Source organism: Halorarius halobius (genome assembly GCF_024298865.1).
Lineage (GTDB): Archaea > Halobacteriota > Halobacteria > Halobacteriales > Haloarculaceae > Halorarius > Halorarius halobius.
Map to the genome: position 1 here is coordinate 67,936 of NZ_CP101162.1, position 21,955 is coordinate 89,890.

Below are 21,955 nucleotides of genomic sequence, written 5' to 3' on the forward strand. Positions count from 1 at the left end.
GCTGTTGAGTCAGACCACCCGCGTCAAACACGGACACCCCAGAAGAATGCAATCCCGAGGACAGTGACGACCGACAGCAGCAACTGCAACGGGGCCCCAACCCGCAGGAAGTCCGAGAATTTGTAGCCACCAGGCCCGTAGACGAAGAGATTCGTCTGGTAACCGACCGGCGTCATAAATGCTGTCGAGGCGGCGAACGTCACGGCGAGGACGAACGCGAACGCGTTCGCGCCGATCGACTGGGCCGCACTGGCCGCGACAGGAATCATCAACACGACGCTCGCGTTGTTACTGATGACGCTCGTCAACAATCCAGTCGCGACGTAGAACACCCAGAGGACACCGATTGCTGGTAAGAACGTCGCCGTTGAGGCGACTGCATCGCCGAGCAGCGCCGCAGCCCCGGTCTGCTGAAGGGCGATACCGAGCGGGATAACCCCGGCGAGCAGGAAGATCACGTTCCACTCGACGGACGAGTAGAGTTCGGTCGGTTTCAGGACGCCAGTGAAGACCATTGCCACTACGCCGGCAAGTGCTGAGACGACGATCGGGAGAAGGTTTAGTGCTGGCAATGCGACGACACCGGCGATGATTCCCACTGCGAACGGGATCTTCTCGCTCCGATAGGTCACCTCGTCGAACTCGTGGGCGACGATGAAGTCCTCGTTCTCGACGAGTCGAGTGAGGCTATCGGGCGGTGCCTGCACGAGGAGCGTGTCACCGACCCGGATACGGCTCTCCTCGAACCGGTCTCGGACGACGTCACCGCGGGTTCGAAAGGCGAGGACGTTCGCGTCGTAGCGCTGTCGAAAGTTCGAACTCGCAAGCGTCTCGCCGGCGAGAAACGACCCCGACGGGATAACAACCTCGACGAGGACCGGTTCTTCCTCATCCGGATACAGGTCGTCATCGGTCCGAGGGCCGCCCGATAATGTGAGGCCTTCCGTGCTCATGATCTGTTCGAGCGTCTCCCGGTTCGTCCTGAGCCGGAGCGTGTCGCTCTCGCGGATCTCCTTGCGAGCGAGCGGTTCCGAAAAGCGCTCGCCGTATCGGATCAGCTGTAACACGTCGATGTCGAGTTCGTCGTCTCCCAGTGCCTCCTCGACCGTTTTACCAATAAATGACGAGTTCGCCGGAACTACGACGTCTGCGAGGTACTCCTGGAGGGCGTACTCCTCAAGGAGGTCCTCGTCAGCGGGGATTCGTTCGGGGAGCAGTCGAACGCCGACCGTCATCAGATAGACTGCGCCCACCGCGAACACGATGACACCTAGCTTGGTGAACTCGAACATTCCGAACGCGTGCAACCCGAGCCCGGGCGACTCCGCACCGAGCTGGGCTGCGATGTCACTTGCGAGGATGTTCGTCGACGTGCCGATGAGTGTCAACATGCCGCCGAGCATCGATGCGAACGACAGCGGGATGAGCAGCTTCGACGGTGAGGTCTTTCCGTTGTGCGCAAGGTCGTTAATGACCGGGACCAGAATTGCGACGACTGGCGTATTGTTGATGAACCCCGAGATCGGTCCGGAGACACCGACCGTCGCGGCGAGTTGCTTGCGCTGATCGGCCCCAGCGAATGCAGCCATCTTCCGGCCGATCAACTGCACGATGCCGGTTCGATTGATTCCCGTGCTCAGGATGAGCATGGCCAGGACAGTGATCGTAGCTGGATTGGCAAATCCCGAGATTCCCTCTCGCGGAGAAATCTGCGTCCATGGCTCGAATACGATCAACAACACCATCACCAGAATCGCAGTGACGTCGATCGGGACCCATTCAGTGGCAAACATCACAAGCGCGAGCAGGATAATGGCGAAAACGACGAGCATGTCGGTCGTTACAGACGTCAAGTCAAGGCCTTGGACCGCCAGCGAAATTGTAGAGAAGGACACACCAAATAGAGACACTTACTCGGGAAAAGGTCTGGTATGTGTACCCGCCGACTGCTGAGTGGAGCCTTGTTTAGAGGCTCGTGAGAGCGGCGCAAACGGTGGTTGTCGTCTCCAGGGATTGGTTACTTGTGAGAGTATTGGTGTGGATGTGCGACGGTGACCGACTAGAAGACTCGGGAGCACAGGTGAGTTGTCGGACTCAGCGTCACGGTCGGTCCAACCGCAAGGTCCATTCTGCGGGACCGAAACGAGGTCTCGTTAATACCACCGCTAATACGCCTGAATTAGCGCGTTTAACCAAGCCTGCTGAGTGGTATTTGCGTGGACGACGGAGTGACTGTCAGTTCGAGAAGCCCAGCAGAACGCGTGGAACTCCCAGAATATCGGTCACTGGTCAGTCATATCGCCCGGACTTGGTTCCTCTCCACGAGAGATAAACGCCGTCAGGTCCGTTGTCGTGATGACACCGATGACTTCCCCCTCATCGAGAACCGGGACGTGGTGAAAGCCATGTTCGAGCATCAAATCTGCGACGCTGCGAATCGGTTCGTTTGCGGTGATTGTGGTGACGTCCGTACTCATCGATCTCTCGACGGTCGCGTTCGGATCGAGGTCACCTTCTGCGACGATCCTGATGAAATCAGTTGCAGTGAGAATTCCTTCGAGTTGATCGTTCTCGTCAACGACGATGACCGAGCCAATACCATGTTCGAGCATCAGCCTTCCGGCATCCCGAAGTGACGTGTCGGCACCTACTGTGTGAACCGGCGACGACATGAGGCTTCCAACGAAAACATCGTCCATGTCCTAACGGAGCATCTGTCCGGGAATAAGATTTCGCACCACTGTATGAATCTTAGAGGAATGCACGCTTGTGTCGTGTGGAGGGACGCCTCAGTACCGCTCTCTGACCGTGCGTGGTGTCGTCAATTTAGGGCCGGAGGGACACTGCGGAATCGATTCTGTAGACATCGTCTGTTGTGAAATGACGGGAGGGCGAGGACACTTCTCGGAAACCAGCGACCTCGAGAACGTTTTATCACCCTTGTTGCCGTACGTTTCAGGAACAGATGGGACTTTTCAGACGAGTCGGGAGGCAGGTAGAACAGTTCAAGCAAACCGCTACCGAGACTGCCAAGGAGAATGCAAACTACCAGTGTGAGGCATGTGATGTACGGCTTCATTCCAACCACGATCAGTGCCCGGAATGCGGGGCCGAAGCCCTCCGTTCAACGGCGGTAGTGGAGTGACTTTCCTGAAGACTCAAGCGCGTACAAGTAGGGGTTCAGATACTCACTTCGTTCAAGGAAGCGTCCAGTGGTCCTCGGAGGCATCGAGGACCAAATCTCCAAATGTGAGATGTTTGGCTTCGTCGGAAGGCCCCGTTCGTTCTGACGAATCAGGTGCGCCCTCTTCGTAGAACCAGACGTATAGTCGACCGACCACTCATTCGAGTATTATCTGTATGTTTGTTTGGAATGTATCTCAATAGGAAAACGAATACGGAATACTTAACCGTATGGTGGATCTGTGTATAGTTGCAATGGCAAACGGTAAGGTTGATTTCTTCAACGACACTGGCGGCTACGGTTTCATCGCGACTGAGGATGCTGACGACGACGTGTTCTTCCACATGGAGGACGTTGGCGGTGAAGATCTGACGGAAGGAACCGAGATCGACTTCGACATCGAACAGGCCCCCAAGGGCCCCCGCGCAACGAACGTCGTCCGCGCCTAATTCAAGTTTCACGTCGTCGCCCAAAAGGCGACACAGTGTGACTTTGTTCCATTTCTGAACTGGTATCCACCCAGAGCAATAGCAATTAGACTACGAAGCTGCTGAGAGAACCGTACCGGTTTGAAGCATTACGCCCGGTTCCTGAAACACGCAGACAGCGGGATTTAGATTTCACGTTCCCCTCGAAGGAATCCCGCGTATGGCGACGTACTAATGATTTATTGGATTAGTCATTCGGGGCCATTAGCGGGAGTTCTCGGAGACGCTTTGTGATAGTCGTGTTACAGACTGGGCAGTCGTATATTTGGCGACCGTTCACCGTTTGAACGATCCAATCTCCAATGACATCGCTCTCGTGACCGCAACTGGTACAGAAGAGAGTCGTCTTCCGGCGCGAGTCACCTTCGGACGTGGAGGGCTGTTGAGCGGGCATGGTCAGTGGATATAGTAGGGGTCGAACGGGGATAATCCTGTCCGCAGTGATTAATCAGACACTCCGGATTACGACCGTTCGAATCGCGCTGGCTCCGTTTCGTTCCCGTCCCGAACAAGACTCGTTATCTACTCGTCGTCCGTTTCCTGTACGGCCTGTGCTTCCTGAATCACGAGCCGTTCGATTCGAGTATCATCGACAGCCTCCACCTGAAGGACGTACCCGTTCGTATCGATCTGATCGCCCACTTCGGGAACTCTGCCGAGGCGACTGAAGACTAGTCCACCGATCGTCTCGACATCGTCACTTTCGAACCGAGTGTCAAGCTGATCGTTCACGTCCTGAATAGAGGCCCCTCCGTCGACGACGTACGTGCCGTCGTCTCGCTTCTCGATGGACGGCTCTTGTGCGGCGGTATCGAATTCGTCCTGAATATCGCCCACAACCTCTTCGAGGATATCTTCGATGGTCACGATACCCTCAAAGACGCCCCACTCGTCGACGACGACGGCCATCTGACCTTCCCCACGCGTCTGAAAGTCGGCGAGGATCGCGTCGATCCGACGCGTTTCCGGGACCGTAAGGACTGCTCGGGCGAGGTCACGTGCGGTTATCGAATCGCCCGAACCCGTCTTGGTTTCACTCGCTCTCAGGATGTCCTTCGCGTGAACGAACCCGAGCGGCTGGTCGCCGTCCTCGTCGAGTACGAGATAGCGCGTGTAGGTTCCCGTCGCGGCAACCGATCGAAGGTCCGGAAGCGACATCGAGGCAGGTACGGTCTCGACATCCGGGCGTGGAATCATGGCCTCTCGAGCTATCGTATCCCCGAGCTCGAAGACGCTCTCGATCATCTCGACCTCGTCGAGGTCGATGTGTCCCGTCTCCTCGGACCGCGTGAGGATCATTCGAATCTCCTCTTCGGTGTGGGTTTCCTCGCTTTCAGACGCTGGCGAGACGCCGGCGAGGCGGGTGAAGTAGTTGGCCGTCCCGTTGAAGACGATGATGCCGGGCACGAACACGTAGTAGAAGAACTTCATGAGTGGGGCAACGAGGAGCGCGATACGTGGGGCTTCCTGAATGGCGAACGTCTTCGGCGCGAGTTCGCCGAACACCACGTGGAGGAACGTGATGAATCCGAATCCGAGGACGAACGCCACGAGATGGACCGTTCCCGCAGGAAGCACCTGACCGAGGGCGGGTTCGATGAGCGCTGCCACAGCCGGCTCGCCGATCCAGCCGAGACCGAGCGAGGAGAGCGTGATACCGAGTTGACTGACCGCCAGATAGTCGTCCAGATTCTGGATGACGTCCTGCACGAGTGCTGCCCCCGGTTTGCCGCGTTCGACGAGCGCGTTGACCTGGGTCGGCCGGACTTTGACGAACGCGAACTCCGCAGCCACGAAAACCCCGTTCATGATGACGAGAAAGAACGCGAGAAGCAGTCCGCCCAGGGAGAACAAATCCACCATAGTCAATCACGGGCGTGTGGGCACTTGTAGGAGGTGGATACCTCACTGGTCTTCTGCGGTCCAGACTGCTCAGGTATCGCGGACAACCACGATGCCGATAGAGTATGGACTAGCCCTTCCAAATCGCTCGCTATTGCCCGCTCGTTGAAAGTAGAGACTCACAATGTTTACGGTGCGAAACACGGCAGTTCCCGCTCTTTATGAAAGTAGCCCGCGTCTGGAACTCTCATGGGAGTACCGTCATGTTTTGTCCCGCCATTTCACGTCCTGATCCAGTCCAGCCCTCCGTTTGATGACTCCTTGGCGATCATCGCAGTCGCAGTTGTCCTCGGAGGAGTGATCTGGTACTTTGGAAAATATCTTCAGTCTCGTGTTCGATCCGTGATTGCCGAAATCACGCGAGCGGGACTTCTCCTCGTACTGGCCACCGCCGTCGCCTTCGTCCTGCTGAACAGGTGGAATGCGACGACTGATGCGCTCGAGATCGCGGGCTTCGTTCAGGTCGGTGTCGATACGGGTGTCCGTGCACTTCTTTCGGTCGTCCTCTTTGTCGCCGCGTACACCGCCACACGTATTCTAAAAGGAATACTTCTGGGCGGAACTCGCTCCACGAATCGAGCGATATCGGAGCATCAGCGTCGTGTCAGCTTCTACGTCAGTCAGATCGTACTCTACACCGTGGCGGTGTTTGGAACGTTCTCACTTTGGGGATTCCAACTGAGCAATCTCCTGTTGGGGGCTGGCGTCCTCGGGATTATTCTTGGCTTGGCGTTTCAGAGTACGCTCGCGTCGATTCTCGCGGGGTTCGTTCTGATGCTCTCACGACCGTTCGATGTCGGCCACTGGGTCCGAATCGGTGAACACGAAGGCTTCATTACCGAAATCACGGTCAATCACGTCCGGCTTCGAAACCTCGACGGCGAGCACGTCGTCCTCCCGAACGAGGCCGTCGGGAATCGAACGATCATCAACCGAAGTGTGGAAGGAAAACTACGACACCGTGTCGAAATCGGGGTCGATTATAGCGTGGACCCAGAGAGCGCGGGAGCGATCGCGCTCGAGGCAATGGCAGACCTTGACGAGATTATGACTCAGCCCGCGCCACAGGTCTTCCCGATTCGATTCGATGATTCGGCGGTCGTACTCGAACTTCGGTTCTGGATAGACAACCCCACACCCCAGCGAAAGTGGCAGTCGCTTCAAGCCGTTATTCACAGCGTCAAATCTGCGTTCAAACGAGAAGATATCAAAATCCCGTTCCCGCAGCGGGAACTCACTAAGCGGGGCGAACGCGATGCCTTTCGCATCTCCGATACTGATCCGCCTCGCTCCACCAATAGACAACAGTCAGAGTGAGTCCAGATCGAGGCCGACCGCAGAAGGTGAAAACTCGGTGAAGTCGGCGGACGAGAGGGGCCGTGTTCGTCCTGTCGACAAACCACGGGTACACTGAGGTTCTCAGAGGTCGCCAGGTTGGTCCCAACGAAGCGTCTACGAATCAGTGCTCAAAGTTGCCGTCGTACTGTTCGTAGGTGATGGTCAGTCTCCCTGGCGTTCGATGCTTCCCTGCGTCTCGGAGCGTCTGGAACTCTCGCAGGAGTTCATCGGCGTCCTCCGTCCCTTCTCGAACGCTTCGTGATTCTTCCCGAATTGTATCGTATACCTGTTCGAGAAGGCGTTGTGCGGCGTACGCATCGGTCTTCGAGTCTATCTCGAAGGAAGCCTCGTAGTGGGGCATGGTCGTGGTTGGTTTTCCACTGGAATAACTCCCCTTCATGTCTCACGGAAGGAATCCACATCTCTATGTCCTCTCGCCGAGATCCATACCCTATGACCTGTCCTAACTGTGATGCAGCCGCGTATACCGATCTCGGATTGCATCTCGGCGACATCACTGCCAGTCTCGGTGATTCTCCCAAGTCAATACCAGATTCGGAGACGCTAGTCCGGTGTGACGCGTGTGGCATTCTCTACGATACCGGCATTGCAGGCACTTGAGACACTATAGATGGTATATGAGTCACGAAACGAGAAATTTGACGGCTGGGAGGTACTTCGGCTCTACCTGCCCGGATCGTGAGAGGCACATGACAGTCTCAGGTGTCTTCAGACTGCCCCGTTAGAGGTAGACAGTCGTCGGGGTTGGTGGGTGAATTAATGTTGCTGCGCCCTCTCTTGTAATAGAGTGGCTGATCTGATTACCGAGTACGCCAACTACGACGCATTCGTCCGTGAGTGGCATTCAGAGACGCTCACTGACGACGATGGCTCGCTCGAAGAAGCCCGGAACCGTGGACTTCTCAACGAACGGAATTCTCGGCAGCTATGGCAATTGTTGGGACTCCTTGATCCTGATGAGCTTCTCATTCAACTGCCGGAATGGTTGGCCGACGAGAAGGGTGGATCCATGAATAGAACCACCGCCATAATGTTCGTTGGAACCATCACCCGCGAAACGGACGACGCGATTCTGTTCGAGAACTCTGCGGCCGCACAACCGCTCATGCAGCTTGCACACAAGATTCACTCACTTGAAAGGGGGATTGAAAATATAGGTGCCGATACTGACCACCACGAGCGATTAGCGAAGCAGCTAGAAGACTACCACCAACAGATTTGCAACCGGGAGGGGCTTCCCAGCCTCTCCGATGAATGGCTTCCAAAAAGCCAGCTCATAGCAGCGGTTCGGCGACGTGAGTGACACGACTACCGTTCGTTATCGCCAGGACTGACGGTCATGATGGCGGATCCTCGGACCTGCCCGTACGTCACTAGGGGCTAATTACGATCCTTCATTGCATCACTCTCAGTGGTTCCATTCGACCTCTGTCACGTCGTCGGTTTCACGAAGGATGAACGGCCCAATCGAGAGCGTATGTTTGGTAACCGTTGCGATCCGCACGACGTACGCCAGAAGAATGAGGAACGGGACGAGAGAAATTGTCGCTGCGGCCGCAATGACGAACACGAGTGTCTCGATATCGAAGATCACCACACTGTAGGTCGCATCATTGAAGAAAAGAACCATGCCGCCCGACACGAGTAATGCTGGAATTGATGCTGCGAGGATGCGTCGTGAAAGGTTGATGAGATCCCACTGGAAGTAAAGTGTCTTGAAATGTTCACGAGCAGGACCGAACAGTTGTAACACTTCGATCAACCGGTCGAGAGCCTCGACTCCCGACTCATCCAACGTATCATGATACCGCTCGTGGATGCGCCGTCCGGTGAAGATCTTCCACGAATAGTTGAAATTGAGTGCCGAGGAGATCACGTCAAATTCACCAAACCGGGCATCGTCAAGTCCCTCAGACACGCGGTCGGCGTTCTCGACGAGACTGTCGGTGAAGTCTTCGACCTCCATCTCGAGTTCCTCATCGGCGGTGTCCGACACTGAGTCACGGAGTTCCTCGGCACGCTCGCCCGAAATCTGAACAAGTGCCCGGAGAAACTGGGCGGGCCGCGAGGGACTCACCGGTGTTTGGATAACGTCCGCCACATCCCGTCGGAACTGCATCGCTCCTTCCATACGCTCGCGTTGGTCTTTGACCGCCCCGAGTTCCTGAGAAAGGACGAGCTGGTTCAATGTGAGCACGAGCGTGACGCCCGTGATCGTGGCTGTGAGAAGTCCCTGAAACAGCGTATCCACCGAGTCGCTGGTTCGGATGGCGTTCTCAGCAGTTGGATACAGGTACCCCACGCCGAGCAGTGTGCCGAACACGATCGCCAAGAGAATCCCGGTAACGAGCCAGCGGTCGGCTTCGAGGAGGAACCACAGTTTCAGCCGGCTCTGGCCTGCTCGTTCACGTAACAGATCACTCGGAGCGTCACCAGTCCCTGACATAATTCGACTACTTACGAACGTTAGGAAAATCCTTGGGGACTCGTGATTCACATAACGTAGATTGCCTTACAGTTGGACGAGAGTGCATTGTATTCTGATTGTCCTTGCGTCGGGGACGCGAAGCAATCTCGAAATGCTGACGCTCTGTATCTCGTACGAGATTTCTGTCGGTTAATGATAATTTCGGCAGAACGAGGTAGTATCTTGGTTTATTGTAGAGGTGCGCAACGTTGCGTCGGCCGCAACCCTGCGATTTCCGCATTCTGAGCGAACTTTTGAGCCGGTCCTGCGTCGCTCCAGACAACAGTATCATGTCACCGCTCCTCCTGCTCCTCACCATCCCGGCGTTCGCCACTCGATTCGTCGCGACCATCCTGGATCGACTCCTCCCGATCGCGGGACCGCTCACCGTCCCGATCGAGGGATGGGTTCCACTCGCTGGTCTCGGTCACTCGCCAAGAATCATATTCGGGCCGCTGGGGCCGCCCGATTCAGTGGTCGTGACCTTCACGACCGTATTCCAGTACCCGTTCTCTGCGTTCGTCCTCGCTGCGGTTGATTTCGGTTCGATGCTGGACTTTCCGGCGTGGACGGACACCGTGTTCTCCATGGCCGGCCTCGTCCTGCTGGTTCTCGGAGTGATGGCGTGGCTGGGAAGCCACAGCGGATACCGCCGGGCGTGGGGGCGACGGATGGCTTTCTCCGGAGGTGGCCTGTTCGTCGTCGGGACTGCGTTCGGAACCTTCGTCGACCTTCTGCAGTATGTCCTCGGATAGGCGTCGCGGTCGAGTGCGTGATACGTCTCCATCGACGAGAGCTTCGCTGTGGCCGTGTATCTGCGACCGAATTCGGGTTGTCGTTGATCCGATTCGAGGCCGTCTGATCTCCCTTCCCGTAGCAGTTCTTGGGATGGTACTCATCATCGTCTCGAGCGCGGTCATCGGTGCTGCCGCAGGGGCGCTCGTCATTCCCAATCCCGAGCCAGGTGTCGAGAAACACTACGACGATACGTTCCGGGTCCTCGCGAGCAACGATCCCGACCCCGGACGCAGTTCACAGACCGTCGGCGTCTACGAGTACGCCGACAACGGAAGCATCACAGCCGTCAACAGGACGGTCGTCACCCAGCCAGTCCAGCTGTGGGACTCGAATATTCAGTCGCGGGATGCTCTGGTCATCGCGAACGAATCCGACATGTACCAGAGCGGACTCCACGGTTTCGTTCAGGTTCCCTATCGCGACCGCTGGACGCCGCTCACGGACTGGTGGAACACCGAGTTCCGGATCCTCCCGCTCTACTCGGCTGACCCCTCCCGGGCGACGAGTACCGACGGCCGCTATACGGTCGAGGTCCGCCACCCGAACGGCTGGTGGAATCCGGTGTACAACGCCGAGGTCGAGCGCGTCGACGGCAACCTCACTGTCACCAACCCAGACGAGGCGCTCGTCCTCTCGTCGTACTACAGCACGGTGATCGACCGGAAGATCCAGATCGTCGAAGGGCTCCTCCAGCACTCTGCGATGGCACCCAGTCCGGCAGCCGCTCGAAGTACATCCTCGGTCCCGACCCGCAACGGGAGCGACGTGTTCCCGACGACGGACGGCGCGAGTGTCGGCCTCCAGTGGCGGTCCGGCTCCCATGAACTGGTCCGGGATGCCTACGTGGGAAACATCGACGTCATCCCTGGCGTGTGGCACGACGGTCGATACGTCACCCCGAGCTGGCAGCTGTACACCTACGTTCCGTGGGACTACCGGATCGACGTGCCGTCGGACTACAGCGAAAGCGGGTCCTGTACCATCGGGAACAACACTTACTCGCTTACTCGATGGGCCGACTACCGGCTGCTCGATTCAGATGCAGAGGTGGTGAACGTCACCGCCGGGAACATCAGTCTCGATTATGCTCGCCCAGGAATGTGGACGACGGTCAACCTCACCAGCTCTGCCCCACGTCATCTCCCACCGGGACGGTACGATCTCACGGCGACGCTCCACATCGAAACCGAACTGGAGACACACTACGGCGTGTCGAGCGCCCGCTGTTCGGAGTGGGACTCGACCCGGGTGACCAACCGAACGGTCGAGCTCCAGTACACTGTGCCCATCGAGACGGTCAACAGCGACGACCTCTCGGTGGACGTTCAGGTGTACGACCGGCCCGGCCGGGACGTGGTCTCGGTCAACTGGACCGGCGAGCAAGGCCTCGCCGCTGGCGCCGCGGCGTGGGAGGACGTCGAGGTACAGATCGGCGAGAAGACGATGTACGTGACCGCTCCGTGGCGGTTCTATTCGGTCTCGCGGAACACCCACGTCGAAGAGCGAACGAGCGGTAGCACCACCTCAATCGAGGCGTCACACTCCTATCGGGGCACGTATCCGGCGATGCTTCACTATCGGATGAGTCCGGCGAATGTGAGCGTACTCGCCGACCAGCCTGCCGACCAGCACATCTGGTGGAACCGAACGTATGTCGCCCGGAATCGGTCCGTTCCGGCGACGCCGCTCCCGAGTTCGATCGTCGCGACGCAGAACACGAAACCGACGTACCTCTACGACCAGTTCGCCGGGGTCCTGAAGAGCACCGACCAGGTGACCGGCGAATCGGTCACGGCGGAAGCAAGTGACGTGTGGGGGCTTCCTGTGGATACGTCGGTGAGTGTGACCCGCTATCGGGAATCCGAGCTCACCGTCACTGTCAACCAGTCTGCGGGGACAGCCGAGGTGTTCCTCACGAGCGCGACCGGCCTCCCGCTTCCCGGGCGTACCATCACTTTCGACGGGGCAGCCGTAGACAGTGTCACAACTGGCGCGGATGGTCGGGCGACCGTCGACGTGACAGGGACGATCGTCCGAGCGCATTTCGCTGGTGACCACTGGCGCGATTCGCGTCCGACCTACTATCTCGACGCCCACGGATATGGCGTGTCACAGACGGCGTTCGTTGGTGGGGCGACCGGGGTATTCGGCTACCTGAGCGCGGCTATCTCGAACGCAGCCATATTCGCGGAGTGGCTGGTCTTCGGGATCTTCGCGTTGCTGTGGATGCGATTCATGCGGGAGCGGCCGGCGAGCAGGCGGTAGTGCGAACCTCAGAGTATCGCCGGGAAGTAAAACCAGCACAATGCGAGTACTTGACCGACGATTCCCCCGACTAAGAACCCTGCATTCCATACCCTCGAGTCGGCCCTAAACAGTCCGAACCGAAGCGGAAGCGGGGACACTGGTCGGAAGGGACGAACTGTGTGATCACCGCGACCGACGGTCAGCGCATCCGCCAGCAAATGTGAGATGATCCCGAGGAACACTGTTGTCCCGGCGAGCAACGCAATGGGCCATGCAGGGAGATCGACCGGCGCCGCCAGCAGGCCGACGTAGAGCCCTGCGCAGGCGACCGCGCCGACGCCCAGCGCGAACCAGACGGTGTGCGTCGGCCCGCGGTGGGGGAGCCAATCGTGGTCGTGGTCGAGATCTGGAAGGCGACAGACCGCCACCGCGACCATCGTCATGGCGAAGCCGACGATTCCGAACAGTCCTGTCAGTGGGAGCATCAACAGGAGCGCAATTCCTCGATGTCCATCCCTGTGCATCGTACGGTCGGTGCCAGTCCTGATCGGGGCACCCTCCTTCCAAGATTGGGTGACTCCGATATAGTCGTTCTCGGGGTCTGAGAGGCCGTTCCCACGGAAATCCCACATCGGTCGTTGCTCTGTGGTGATCGGCTCTATTGGGATTAGTGCGAGTCCTTGGACGTTCAAATGTGACTGATTCCAAATGTGTTGTATTCGTCGTGACCGAAACAGAGGGTGGATGCAGCACCCGATCAATAGTATCTGCGAAAGTCCCAGACAACCTCTACGCACTCTGCATATCGAATAGCCGGAACCTCCGGGACTGAGAACGAAGATTGTAGTATCCCCTGGACGATCCGAGTGGTATGAGCGTCTTCAAGGGCCGCCTCACTAGCAGGCTCTCTGACATCGATCCGGTCGTTGCGATGTGTCTTCCGATCGTGGTTGCCCCCTTTGGATATCTTCTCGGCGGGCTGTTCATCACTCATTTGGTTAGATCGGAGATAGAGGCAGTTTGGCTGACGACAGTCGCCCTCACCGTCCTCTCTTTCGTCATAGTTTCGTGGCGTTCCTGACTCGCGACGGGGACATCACCACTGTACAGCTGGTCGGAACTTCCGCTTCGTTTCCAATTGAGTCGAAGTGGGGTGAACACACTGTATTTCCCTCGGTCGTAATGGTGTGAGGGACTCGATAAGCGACTGCTGACCTTACTGCATTCGCGCGCCGTATCTCGCCCAGCGTTTCTGACAGCGAGCAGAGATCACACAGATTGAATGTACGGATTCTATTGCTAATTCCTATAGTTCGTTCCCATCGGCTCGTCGCACGCCGCAACTGTGCGCATCGCGCACTCTGTGAGAGTACTTGTGTTCAGTCCGCTTTCTTCTCTCAGATGCCGTCGGTTGCCGACCTCGTTGACCCCGCGTTCAGACTGTACACAGTCGCCGAGGTGACGGCCCGATACCTTTCACTCATCCTGCTAGTTGTCGGGCTCATCGGCTATTTCACCGCGAGGGCGAACTCTCGAAGAGCAGTTCGATATCGTGGGATGATCACCGGCTCGGCTGCAGCGTTGGTCGCGATTATCGGCTTGTCCGCGTTCTACGACCTCGTCGCGTTCGTGATGGGTGGCTCCGGGTTTCTCCCGCCTGGCTGGCCCTACGGGTCGGCCGGTAGCGCTGGGTTGCTCTCGATCGCTCAGGCTGCGTCGGGGATGCTCTCGTACATCGGCCTTGCGTGCTTCTCGCTCGGGGCCGCGCTATGGGCCGCAGGGACGCCTCGAGGACGGACGTGGACCCGCGGCTATCACGGGATCATGTGGGGACTTGCGATGATCGGCGCTTCGATGGGCGGACTGCTGTTCACCGTCTTTGCTGGTGTCTTTGGGATGTAACCACCCCACTCTTCTCTGAGGATACCCCTTGCAGAGCTCTCTTCAAGTAACGAGTCAGTCGGTGAAACCTGGGATATTACAGGTCGCGGGGCTGGACCGTCTTCCGGTCGTTTGCTTCGGCCCGACGGGCTGCGTCGTCCAACAGTTCGGCAACGTCCTCATCGAGGGCGTCGTAGAAATCTGCAGCCACATTCATCTCGTCGAGCTGTTCCTTCACGGCGGATTTGACGATCAGGTCTGCCATACGCATGGGCTGTTCTTCCGTCGTCTGTATAAACGTACAGGTGTTGATTTGCGAGTACGTGCCCTGCTTGCCCCGTTCACGAGCAACAGACGTATGTCGTTACACAAGCTATCAACGGCTGGAACAATGTACGACCTGACGGGATTTCAGCGCGACCTCCTGTATGTGATTGCTGGCCTCGACGAGCCCCACGGTCTCGCTATCAAGGAGGAACTTGAGGACTACTACGAGAAGGAGATCCATCATGGCCGTCTCTACCCGAACCTTGATACCCTCGTCGAGAAGGGGCTCGTCGAGAAAGGGGAGAAAGACCGCCGGACAAACGTATATACACTCACGCGCCGCGGGCGCCGTGAAATCGAAGCCCGCCGTGAATGGGAGTCTCAGTACATCGAGATTGCAGAGTCTGCGTCCGCGTAGATTCACTCACACGGGTCACCTATGCGAACCCGTTCCTACAGGAGGGTTCTGGTAGACGTCGCAATAGCCGATGACTCGTCGAATATGTCTCTCGTGTATGGATGAATCGTTCGTGCGTTTCGGCATCATCATCTTCGGGGTCAGTATCGCGACTCGAATCGTGGCAGGTGTCTTTCTTCGAGACCCTAGTGCCGTCCTGTTCTACGTGGGGGGTGTGACACTTCTCTCGATTCCGTTTGCGTACTATCTGGTCTTTCGAGCCGACTACGACATATTTCAAGAGTATACCTGACATGACTGTTCAGTATGGCTGCCGGTAACAGCGGCGACTCAGAGACGGTCCTCGCGGATCTCGAACTAACGCGAGGACTCACGATCCAGATGACTGCGATCGGCACGCTCGGGATGATCGTCGGCTGGGCAGTGTTCAGTTCTCTCTACCAGGCTATGACAGGACATCCAGCGAGCTTCCAGTTTGCGCCGCCGGGTATCGGGTGGTGGACTGACGCGTTGAACGTGCTGGTTATCGTGATTCTGGCGACCGTCTTTATCGTTCCACACGAGTGGCTTCACGGGCTCGCCATTCGGTACTACGGTGGCAAGGCACGCTATGGTGTCGGAATCGCGCATTTCATTCTGCCATACGCGTATGCGACGACGGATCACGAATTCTCGCGGAACCAGTTCGTGGTGGTTCTCCTAACGCCGCTCGTCGTCCTGACGCTCCTCGGGGTGCCTCTCATGATCGCCTTCGAGTGGGGCTGGTTGATCGTCCCGCTCACGTTGAACGCTGCGGGAGCGGTCGCGGACATCTGGATGACGTTGATGGTACTGAGCTATCCCTCCCATATCCGAATAGTGGATCACGAAGATGGCGTTCGAATTCTCGGGCGTAGCGCTGACCGTCCGCGATCACTCTCGATTACGACACTCGTCTGGGACGCTCTTTCTGGTGCTGCTGTAGCTGTGTTTGGGAGCCTAATCCTGTTAGCAATTGGCGGCCCGATCCTCTTGTCGCTGCTCGGTGTTGAGTCGCTTACCGTCGGTACCCCCGGTACGATCACGTACCTGTTCTCCTTCACCAATACGCCAACCGAGATCTCCTTCGGTGTCGGTCCCGGTGTACTAAGTCTCGGTGCGACACTCGGACTCGGCTATGCGTTTCTCCGGAGCTACCTCCGAGGCAAGCGCCCCGTTACGACAACCGTGGAATCCGAGTAACTAGGATCCGGTTGGCTGGGCTCAATTGTGGGTCTCGATAAGCGCTCCGAGTGTCGCTAATCCAATACTCAACCCGAGCGTTTCGACGTAGAGGACGGACGCCGTCCCTCCCTGTACCGGAATCACTCTGATCGTTGCGAAGGCACAGGCGATGAGCAGCAGGCTCATTCCCTCAAGCCAGCGATCACGTCCATCTAGTCCCCTGAACGAGACCGAAAAGCCTGCTGGATAGCCGATGGCCGTCCACCCGACGATACCCCACACGAGACCACAGAGTCCGGCGAGTCGCGGACCGACACCGAAGACGACGTTCGCTGCCCCACCGGTAAAGACAGCGATTACAGTACCGCTGATCCAGGGTCGAAGGTACATACACGCGTCTCAACGGTGAGTTATACAAAATTAGGTGGGCTTTCTTCGGGGAGATGCTGACGCTGGTCGGCATCTGTGCCGCTAGATCGACAGGTACGAGAGTCCCATCAACACGACATTGTACGTCGCGTGCGTCACGATGGGGACTGTGAGGTTGCCGGTGTATTCGTACAGTGCACCGAACACGCAGCCGACGACGACGATGAGTGCTGCGCCCGCGAACACCGGGAGCAGTGCCCCCGAATAATTCGCGAGGTGCATCGACCCGAACAGGAGACTCGACCCTGCGATCGCTGGGACTGGCCCGACCCGCTGCCGAAGACGGCCCTGAATGACACCGCGAAAGAGCCACTCCTCTGCGGGTGCGACGAGGACCACCGAGAGCGCAGCCAATCCGAGTAGGAACGTCGGATTCCGCGTGGCGATGTCGCCGATGACTGACTGTGGCAGTAGGTCGAGAACGGTCAGCAAGACCGACAGCACGGTCGCGACCACCAGCGCGGCGACGGTTCCGCCGAGTACGACGAGGAGCTGTCGGCCTGACGGGCGTGCGATGGTGACCGAGACGCCACGGAGCCTGCAGTAGGCGTATCCGACGACGAGGAATGCGACCTGGCCCGCAGCCGTGGACCCGATGAGGACTATCGTCGTTTCGATCCCGTATCCCAGCACGAGCATCGGGACGATGAACGCGACACCGGCGACCACCGAGATGAGAAACGCGACGATAGTGAGCCCCACCAGTTCCGCGACTGGACGAACGAGGCCAGCGCGACGGGTGTCGACGTTCGACATGGACGACACGACCGCCGCGAGTCAGGTAGGCGTTTGGGAAACCCCTTCGGCAGACGGCACCGAACGACAACCCGATACTGGAAACAGCCACCACGGCAGCAACCGCATCACCCGTACACGAGGAGCGCGAGTCCGGCGACGCTCGCGAGGTTGACGACCGCGTGGACGACCGTACTCGCGGTCGTTCCCCATCGGTGTCGGACGAGTCCGAGGGCGGCCGCGAGTACCAGCACCGTCGGCACCCGTGCGAGCGACGCGTCGAGCACCGCGTGTTTGGCCGTGAACAGTATCGCTGTGACGGCGATGCCGACCGCCGGCTCCCACGCCTCGACCAGTGCCGACTGGACGACGCTGCGCCAGGCCAGTTCCTCCGTCACCGGCGCAACGATCCCATGGGCGAACGCGAACAGTGCGAACACCCACAACCCGGCTTCGAGGTCGGTGAGCAGGAATCCGAACGCCGCGACTGTCGTATCCGTCCCGGTGAGTGACGCGACGAGGAGGCCGACACCCTGCACGGCGAGAGTCGTCACCACTCCCGCTGCTATCCCCGCGCCCACGATACGGCCGGTCGTCCGGTAATCCCACTTCTCGCGGTCGATGCCGACGCGACGGCCGGCCCGGACCGCGAACAGCGCGGCGACCGGGAAGCCGACGACCGTCGCCACGAGGGCTCCGACGAACGTGTTATCGAGGGTGGTCCCGACCGTCGCCCCGAGACCCACCCCGAACAGGAGTTCGATCACCGTCCAGCCACCGGCGACAATCAGTCCCGCACGAGCGAGCGGTGAAAGCTGTGACGGCGATAACGCACGGCTGACTCGCGGCCGGGCACCGATCCAGCCAGCCCCGAGCGTGACTCCGACCGCGACGGCAGTGCCCGGAAGGCCAAACAGTAGCGGATACGAGACCGGGTCTCCCTGAGCGAGAAAGACCTGGCCGCGGACGAACAGGAACACTCCAGTGAGCCCGCCCGCGACGAGTGCTGGCCAGGGCCACTGCCTGCGATACCGGACACCGAGAGCGAGGCCGACCGGGAGTGCAACGACAGCGACGGCGGTGAGTGTTCCGGCGTCAACTATCGCGTCCGAAAGAACGTTCGACGCGCTCGCGGCCACGACGATCGTCGCGACGATGCCGACAAGGCTCGCGCCAACACCTGCACCGAAGAGTCGGACTGGACTGACGGATCCACCCGTCGTCTCGGCGTCACCCCGCCCCTCGAGTCCCATTGTCGGTCACGGTCGATGCTTCGACCATCTTGATTATATATCCTGTCCGAGCGTCCGACGGACGGGACGCTTTCCGCTTCGTTCCAAAACGACTGGTCCGTAGGTGTGGCTATGTGATCGAACAGCCATCCGTCTGATAGTAGATGATGCGATGCCTACCGCGAGGCTCGCCCGCGAGGAAGTCGAAGACAGTATGTATTGCGACGGCCAGTCTCAACGACTGAACGTTCACAGCAAATCCGAGAGGTTCCAGTCACATCGGTGGCGAGTAGCTATCGAATCGTCGCAACGCGACCCAGTATGAGAGGATGGCGACGGTAACAGCACCGACGACGAGGAGACTGCCAGTGGTGAGTCGGAACGAGTCGGTCCCGATGGACTGGATAGCCGTTCCGATGCCGTGAAACCACGCCCCCACGTCCGAGAGGACTCCGCTCCCCCCACCAGTAGCTAGCTGCAGGAGCGCAGCCGGGAGGAAGCCGATGAGGCCCGCGATGAGCGTTCGAGCGAGTTGTGGTTCGAGGAGGAGTACCGCCAGAAGCGCTCCTGGAATCGTCACACCCAGGAAATGGAATGCGGTCGTCAGCAACCGTGGCGGGATCACTTCACGACTCTGTCCGATACTGATCGCGCTGAACCGCGGAAACCACAGCCCGACAGCTGGCGCTGTTGTGACGGCGACGAGGGTCGTCAGGAGACTCACTCCCAAGAGTCCAATCGTGACCGGCAGTTCGAACGATCCGACGAGTGCCGTACCCCCGGTCACGAGTACAACGACCGGAACCCCGAACAACAGGCCGGGAAGCATCAGTCCGCGGACGTAGGCAGTCCCCGATACCGAGATGAGCGTGACGGGGAGAACTGTGCCTTCGTCTCCGAGTGGATTCATGGCAAACGTCGCGCCTGCCATCCAGGGCAAGAGGACGGCAGCGGCAGGCGCGAAGACCATCCAGGGGGATACGGCCTGCATTCCCGAGCTAACCAAGCCACTGCCCACCATCACGACGGGCAACAGCAGGAAGTTGAGCCGCCGGGGATCGCGTCGCGTTCGTAAGAGAGTCCACTGGGCGACCCGGCGGGTGGGCTGGGAGATTCCCCGCGGAATCCCAAGCGGTGCGATCGCGTCTGCCAACGCCGTTCGAGTCCCATCTTGCTTGGGCGTGGTATGTTCGGGGTCTACGTCTGTCTCTTTCTCACCGCTGACAGGGTCTGTGAACCAGAGTCGAGTCGCCTCACGTTCGACAAGTACGATTCCGCCGACTACGACGAGTAGGCTTCCGCCCACAGCGACGCCCGCTCGCGTCATCGATCCTCGAACGGGGCTGCCGATGACGGCGAGATCGACGAACCATCCGACCGGGAGAATGGCGAGCGACTCCTGTCCGACCGCGCCGAACTGTGGCAGTGTCACGAGTAGGTAGCCTCCCATCGCAACGACGACGGCAATCCCGCCCAAGGCCGTTTTGTGGCGGGCGACGAACGGGAAGGTGGCGATCACTAGCGCGATCGCGTAGCCAAGAGCCATCCCAACGAGGACAGCAGTGAGACCGAGGAGGAGGGCGGCGAGTGGTATCAGGAGAATACTCACCAGTGAGCCGAACAGGTAGACGACGCCGCCCGTCAGGACCAGGACTGGAAGCCCGAGATACGCGAGGACGCGGAGTGTCTCGGCGACCAGTAGTCCGCCAACGACCGTTCTGGCAGAGACGGTCGTGAGCATGAGCGGTTCGGCGTCGATGCGTGGCCGGGCAGAAACGACACGCTGGGTGGCGATAAACACGCCAAACAGCCACAGAAGCGCGACTGTTCCACGGGCGACCGGCGGGAGTGAAACTGTTCCGACGTTTCGAATCGCTCCCGAAAAGAGGTAGATGAACCCGACGAGCATGAGCGACGGGAAGACGAGTCCCGCTGCCATGAGGAACGCTCTCGCTTTATCCTGCCAGATTGCTCTGACTGAACGACGGAATTCGAAGACGCCGACCCGGAGTGCGTGCTGCGGCCACTTCGACTCAGCCATGTGTCGCCTCCGCGTCGTCCTCGGCGGGATCGGAACTCGTGATTTCCAGGAAGGCCTCTTCGAGCGTCCGCGTCTCGCCAGTCTCGGCACGCTGCGTCAGTTGGTCGGGGGCATCTTCAGCGACGAGCCGGCCATCGTAGAGGATCCCGACGGTGTCGGCGACTGCTTCGACGACGGGGAGGATGTGCGTCGAGAGAAAGACCGTGGTGCCCTGGTCGGTGAGCTCGCCGATGAGTTCGCGAATGGTCCGTGCGGCTCGCGGGTCAAGTCCGGACGTGGGTTCGTCGAGGAATGCGACGTCAGGGTCGTGGAGGATTGCCTGTATGTACGCCACTTTCTGTCGCATTCCTTTCGAGTAATCCGCGATGCGGGTCGCCGCGTCATCCGGCGAGAGGTCGAGACGGCCGAGTAGTTCGTCGATTCGTTCCTTCGTCTGTTGCTCGGGGAGGTCACGGAGTCCAGCGACGTACTCCAGTTGTTCGTAGGCAGTGGCCTGCTCGTACAGCGGAGGTTCTTCGGGCAGATACCCGATATGCGGCCGGAGGGCATCCCGATCCGTGACTGGGACATCGGCGACGGTGGCTGACCCACTAGTCGGCGTCGTGAGGCCGGTAAGCATCCGCATCGTCGTCGTCTTCCCGGCCCCATTCGGGCCGAGGAAGCCATACACCGTGCCATCGGGGACAGAGAGGTTGAGTTGATCAACGGCTATCGTCGAACCGTACTGTTTGGTCAGGGCGGAGGTCTCGATAGCGGGCATTGATCCAATTAGGGAGGATGTCGATTGCTCAGCAGATATAGGTGGTCATGCGACAACTCATCTAAACCCACTCTCCTGCGAAGTCAAGAGTTTGATCGTCAGCCTACGGTGGGCGTGCCGATGACGCAGACGCGGATTATTTGCGACCCGCAGAGATGAGGATCACGCTCATGAAGATGCTGAACACACCTCCCGTCGCGCCTCCAGCGAACAATCCCGTAGTAAGTGATCGATCAACCATCCACGCCGAGAGCCCCCCGAGAAGTGCTCCAACGACGATACTGACAAACAGAGTGAACCCAATCAGGCGATACTGCCAGTTTGTCTGATCCAGATTTGCGTCAGCGAATCGGCCTGCAAAGCCACCGATTACGAGCCCGCCTGCGGCACCGAATCCAGCTAGGACCGCGAACTCAGATTGGAGTCCGGTGATCATCGCCGCAGTTCCACCGATTCCTGCTCCAATCGGGATTCCCCCACCAGTGCCGTATTGTTCTACTGTGGTAACCATACCGCGTATTCAGAGCGGATTCTCGTAATACCA

Annotated in this window: 23 protein-coding genes; 9 read left to right on the forward strand and 14 right to left on the reverse strand. The window is 58.9% G+C overall.

Translation table 11 applies throughout. The annotated features are described in order from the left end of the window. Nucleotides 1–23: 23 nt before the first annotated feature. Nucleotides 24–1,895: an SLC13 family permease gene (locus tag NL112_RS20020; protein WP_255152872.1), complete on the reverse strand. Its 1,872-nt coding sequence runs from the start codon at nucleotides 1,893–1,895 to the stop codon at nucleotides 24–26. Between the two features lie 387 nt (nucleotides 1,896–2,282). Then, nucleotides 2,283–2,699, reverse strand: a complete 417-nt coding sequence (locus NL112_RS20025; RefSeq protein ID WP_255152873.1) for a CBS domain-containing protein — start codon at nucleotides 2,697–2,699, stop codon at nucleotides 2,283–2,285. A 739-nt stretch (nucleotides 2,700–3,438) separates the two neighbouring features. Between NL112_RS20025 and NL112_RS20030 the strand changes: the two genes are divergently transcribed. Continuing rightward, nucleotides 3,439–3,633, forward strand: coding sequence for a cold-shock protein (locus tag NL112_RS20030; RefSeq protein WP_069449925.1), 195 nt, complete (start codon nucleotides 3,439–3,441; stop codon nucleotides 3,631–3,633). 226 nt (nucleotides 3,634–3,859) lie between these two features. Here the strand turns inward: NL112_RS20030 and NL112_RS23050 are convergent, their stop codons facing one another. Further along, the gene (locus NL112_RS23050) at nucleotides 3,860–4,066 is read right to left on the reverse strand and encodes a DUF8106 domain-containing protein (RefSeq protein ID WP_491543655.1); all 207 of its coding nucleotides are present in this window, start codon (nucleotides 4,064–4,066) and stop codon (nucleotides 3,860–3,862) included. 128 nt (nucleotides 4,067–4,194) lie between these two features. Further along, nucleotides 4,195–5,535, reverse strand: coding sequence for a hemolysin family protein (locus NL112_RS20035; RefSeq protein ID WP_255152874.1), 1,341 nt, complete (start codon nucleotides 5,533–5,535; stop codon nucleotides 4,195–4,197). Between the two features lie 381 nt (nucleotides 5,536–5,916). Here NL112_RS20035 and NL112_RS20040 point away from each other — a divergent pair, with 381 nt between their 5' ends. Further along, nucleotides 5,917–6,891 (forward strand): mechanosensitive ion channel family protein, encoded by a 975-nt coding sequence (locus NL112_RS20040; protein ID WP_255152875.1) that lies wholly within the window; start codon nucleotides 5,917–5,919, stop codon nucleotides 6,889–6,891. Nucleotides 6,892–7,033: 142 nt separating this feature from the next. Here the strand turns inward: NL112_RS20040 and NL112_RS20045 are convergent, their stop codons facing one another. Then, the gene (locus tag NL112_RS20045) at nucleotides 7,034–7,273 is read right to left on the reverse strand and encodes a hypothetical protein (protein ID WP_255152876.1); all 240 of its coding nucleotides are present in this window, start codon (nucleotides 7,271–7,273) and stop codon (nucleotides 7,034–7,036) included. A 447-nt stretch (nucleotides 7,274–7,720) separates the two neighbouring features. Between NL112_RS20045 and NL112_RS20050 the strand changes: the two genes are divergently transcribed. Further along, complete coding sequence (locus tag NL112_RS20050; RefSeq protein ID WP_255152877.1) at nucleotides 7,721–8,236, forward strand: hypothetical protein; 516 nt, start codon at nucleotides 7,721–7,723, stop codon at nucleotides 8,234–8,236. A gap of 105 nt (nucleotides 8,237–8,341) precedes the next feature. Here the strand turns inward: NL112_RS20050 and NL112_RS20055 are convergent, their stop codons facing one another. Continuing rightward, nucleotides 8,342–9,379 (reverse strand): DUF7972 family membrane protein, encoded by a 1,038-nt coding sequence (locus NL112_RS20055; RefSeq protein WP_255152878.1) that lies wholly within the window; start codon nucleotides 9,377–9,379, stop codon nucleotides 8,342–8,344. Nucleotides 9,380–9,690: 311 nt separating this feature from the next. On the opposite strand from NL112_RS20055, the gene NL112_RS20060 reads away from it, so the two are divergent. Then, complete coding sequence (locus NL112_RS20060) at nucleotides 9,691–10,155, forward strand: hypothetical protein (RefSeq protein WP_255152879.1); 465 nt, start codon at nucleotides 9,691–9,693, stop codon at nucleotides 10,153–10,155. After that, nucleotides 10,088–12,463 (forward strand): Ig-like domain-containing protein, encoded by a 2,376-nt coding sequence (locus NL112_RS20065; protein WP_255152880.1) that lies wholly within the window; start codon nucleotides 10,088–10,090, stop codon nucleotides 12,461–12,463. The genes NL112_RS20060 and NL112_RS20065 overlap by 68 nt, the downstream gene beginning before the upstream one ends. Before the next feature lie 8 nt (nucleotides 12,464–12,471). On the opposite strand, the gene NL112_RS20070 is transcribed toward NL112_RS20065, so the two are convergent. After that, nucleotides 12,472–13,077: a metal-dependent hydrolase gene (locus NL112_RS20070; protein WP_255152881.1), complete on the reverse strand. Its 606-nt coding sequence runs from the start codon at nucleotides 13,075–13,077 to the stop codon at nucleotides 12,472–12,474. 239 nt (nucleotides 13,078–13,316) lie between these two features. On the opposite strand from NL112_RS20070, the gene NL112_RS20075 reads away from it, so the two are divergent. After that, on the forward strand, nucleotides 13,317–13,526 hold the full coding sequence (locus NL112_RS20075; RefSeq protein ID WP_255152882.1) for a hypothetical protein: 210 nt from the start codon (nucleotides 13,317–13,319) through the stop codon (nucleotides 13,524–13,526). A gap of 320 nt (nucleotides 13,527–13,846) precedes the next feature. After that, nucleotides 13,847–14,347 carry a hypothetical protein gene (locus NL112_RS20080; RefSeq protein ID WP_255152883.1) on the forward strand — a complete coding sequence of 167 codons (501 nt, stop codon included), beginning with the start codon at nucleotides 13,847–13,849 and terminating at the stop codon, nucleotides 14,345–14,347. A gap of 76 nt (nucleotides 14,348–14,423) precedes the next feature. Here NL112_RS20080 and NL112_RS20085 read toward each other — a convergent pair whose 3' ends face one another. After that, nucleotides 14,424–14,591: a DUF1931 domain-containing protein gene (locus NL112_RS20085; protein WP_255152884.1), complete on the reverse strand. Its 168-nt coding sequence runs from the start codon at nucleotides 14,589–14,591 to the stop codon at nucleotides 14,424–14,426. Between the two features lie 126 nt (nucleotides 14,592–14,717). On the opposite strand from NL112_RS20085, the gene NL112_RS20090 reads away from it, so the two are divergent. Together NL112_RS20090 and NL112_RS20095 are read left to right on the forward strand one after the other, a co-directional pair. Continuing rightward, nucleotides 14,718–15,011: a PadR family transcriptional regulator gene (locus NL112_RS20090; RefSeq protein ID WP_255152885.1), complete on the forward strand. Its 294-nt coding sequence runs from the start codon at nucleotides 14,718–14,720 to the stop codon at nucleotides 15,009–15,011. A gap of 306 nt (nucleotides 15,012–15,317) precedes the next feature. Beyond that, entirely contained in the window at nucleotides 15,318–16,232 is a 915-nt protein-coding gene (locus NL112_RS20095) for a DUF3267 domain-containing protein (protein WP_255152886.1), read from the forward strand. A gap of 21 nt (nucleotides 16,233–16,253) precedes the next feature. Here NL112_RS20095 and NL112_RS20100 read toward each other — a convergent pair whose 3' ends face one another. The 6 genes from NL112_RS20100 to NL112_RS20125 all read right to left on the reverse strand — a co-directional run bounded on the left by NL112_RS20100 (nucleotide 16,254) and on the right by NL112_RS20125 (nucleotide 21,922). After that, complete coding sequence (locus NL112_RS20100; RefSeq protein WP_255152887.1) at nucleotides 16,254–16,604, reverse strand: hypothetical protein; 351 nt, start codon at nucleotides 16,602–16,604, stop codon at nucleotides 16,254–16,256. A gap of 81 nt (nucleotides 16,605–16,685) precedes the next feature. Beyond that, nucleotides 16,686–17,399: a CPBP family intramembrane glutamic endopeptidase gene (locus NL112_RS20105; RefSeq protein ID WP_255152888.1), complete on the reverse strand. Its 714-nt coding sequence runs from the start codon at nucleotides 17,397–17,399 to the stop codon at nucleotides 16,686–16,688. 107 nt (nucleotides 17,400–17,506) lie between these two features. Further along, on the reverse strand, nucleotides 17,507–18,631 hold the full coding sequence (locus NL112_RS20110; protein ID WP_255152889.1) for a CPBP family intramembrane glutamic endopeptidase: 1,125 nt from the start codon (nucleotides 18,629–18,631) through the stop codon (nucleotides 17,507–17,509). 253 nt (nucleotides 18,632–18,884) lie between these two features. Then, nucleotides 18,885–20,651, reverse strand: a complete 1,767-nt coding sequence (locus tag NL112_RS20115) for a hypothetical protein (RefSeq protein WP_255152890.1) — start codon at nucleotides 20,649–20,651, stop codon at nucleotides 18,885–18,887. Then, nucleotides 20,644–21,411, reverse strand: a complete 768-nt coding sequence (locus NL112_RS20120; protein WP_255152891.1) for an ABC transporter ATP-binding protein — start codon at nucleotides 21,409–21,411, stop codon at nucleotides 20,644–20,646. Before NL112_RS20120 ends, NL112_RS20115 begins: the two co-directional genes overlap by 8 nt. A 136-nt stretch (nucleotides 21,412–21,547) precedes the next feature. Next, nucleotides 21,548–21,922 (reverse strand): hypothetical protein, encoded by a 375-nt coding sequence (locus NL112_RS20125; protein ID WP_255152892.1) that lies wholly within the window; start codon nucleotides 21,920–21,922, stop codon nucleotides 21,548–21,550. Nucleotides 21,923–21,955: the final 33 nt, after the last annotated feature.